1 pseudogene is annotated in these 2049 nt (G+C 65.2%); it reads right to left on the reverse strand.

What is annotated here, in order from left to right:
- Window positions 1-2040 (reverse strand): annotated as a pseudogene (locus tag SSPN_RS48475) (type I polyketide synthase); the annotation flags it as partial.
- Window positions 2041-2049 lie beyond the last annotated feature (9 nt).

Here is a 2049-nt window from a genome sequence, read left to right on the forward strand (position 1 = left end):
GATCCCTTGCCCGTCCAGCCGACCGGCAAGGTCATCGAGCACATCCCGATCACCAGAGAGCACCACCGACCCCGCAGCGTTGACCGCGGCGATCCCCACACGATCACCCTGATCGGCCAACAACGACCACAACAGCTCCTCACCAGCAGGCACCGCCAGCATCCCACCGCCAGACGGCAACGCCTGCATCAACCGGGCACGACCCGCCACCAACCGAGCCGCACCCGACAACGACACCACACCCGCCGCGAACGCCGCCGCCAACTCGCCCACCGAATGCCCCAACACCACACTCGGCCGAACCCCCCACGAATCCAGCAACTTCAGCAAGCCCACCTGCAACGCGAACAAACCCGACTGCGCCCACAACGTCCGATCCAGCAACTGCGCATCCGAACCGGACACCACCTCCCGAACCCCGATTTCCTGGCCCAGATGTGCATCCAGCTCGGCACAAGCTTCGTCAAAGGCAGCAGCGAACACCGGAAAAGCCCGGTAAAGCCCCCGGCCCATCCCCAGCCACTGACCACCCTGACCGGAAAACACAAACCCGATGCGGCCCCCAGCCCCCACAGATCCGGTCACCAACCCAGAAGCCTCATGACCGGCAGACAGCGCTTTCACACCGCACAACAACGTTTCACGGTCCGACCCCAGCACCACCGCTCGCTCATCCAGCGCCGACCGTGTCAACGCCAGCGAGTACCCAACATCCAGCGAGGAGACATCAGGTCGCTCGTCCAGATAGGTCATCAACGCCGTTGCCTGCGCGGATAGCGCTTCGGGTGTTTTGCCCGACACCATCCACGGCACCACCGGAACATCCACGACAGAACCCGAACCCGGCCCCGCAGACTGACTCGGCACTCCCGGGGGCTGTTCGAGGATGACGTGCGCGTTAGTACCACTGATCCCGAACGACGACACCCCCACCCGACGAACACGACCACTCCTGGGCCAGGGCGTGTTCTCCGTAAGGAGTTGAACCGTCCCCGCCGACCAATCCACCTCCGAAGTCGGCTCATCCACGTGCAACGTGCGCGGTAGCTGCCCGTGCCGCATCGCCATCACCATCTTCATGACGCCGGCTATCCCCGCAGCTGCCTGCGCGTGACCGATGTTCGACTTCATCGAGCCCAACCACAATGGCCGTTCCGGAAGCCGGCCCTGGCCGTAGGTGGCGATCAGCGCCTGCGCCGGATCACCAAGCCGCGTGCCCGTCCCATGCGCCTCCACAGCATCCACATCGGACACCGACAACCCCGCACTCGCCAACGCCTGGGTAATCACCCGCTGCTGCGACGAACCATTCGGCGCGGTCAAACCATTCGACGCACCGTCCTGATTCACCGCACTACCACGAACAACCGCCAGCACCTCATGCCCATTCCGCCGGGCATCCGACAACCGCTCCAGTAGAACCAGGCCAGCACCCTCGGACCAGCCGGTGCCGTCGGCGGCCTCCGCGAACGACTTGCACCGCCCATCCGGCGCCAAACCACGCTGCCGCGAAAACTCCACGAACATCCCCGGCGTGGCCATCACGGTCACACCACCGGCACCTGTCACATCACCGGAATCCGATGGCACCAGCCAGTACCGCTGTCGTTGGAAGGCGTAGGTGGGCAGCTCGATTTGCTTCGCCCTTGTACCGGCGAAGAACGACCGCCAGTCCACCGCACCACCACGTACGTGGACGTGTGCCAGGGCCGTCATCACCTTCTGCGCCTCGTCCTGGTTCCTGCGCATCGCCGGGACCGCGCTCAGCCGCCCGGCGTGATCGGATGCGGCGACACATTCCTGGATCAGCGCCGACAACGCCCCGTCCGGACCGAGCTCGACAACGGTGGCCACATCGTGCTCGACCAGCGCCTGGACACCGTCGGCGAAGCGGACCGGCTCTCGCACCTGACGCACCCAGTAGTCGGGCCCGCTCATCCTGCCAGCGTCATCGAGGTCTCCGGTCAAGGTCGACACGATCGGCACTTCACAACGCCGGTAATCCACGGTTCGTGCCAATTCGGCGAACTCCGCCAGCATCGGATCCAT

Origin of the sequence: Saccharopolyspora spinosa NRRL 18395 (assembly GCF_000194155.1) — a bacterium.
Lineage (GTDB): Bacteria > Actinomycetota > Actinomycetes > Mycobacteriales > Pseudonocardiaceae > Saccharopolyspora > Saccharopolyspora spinosa.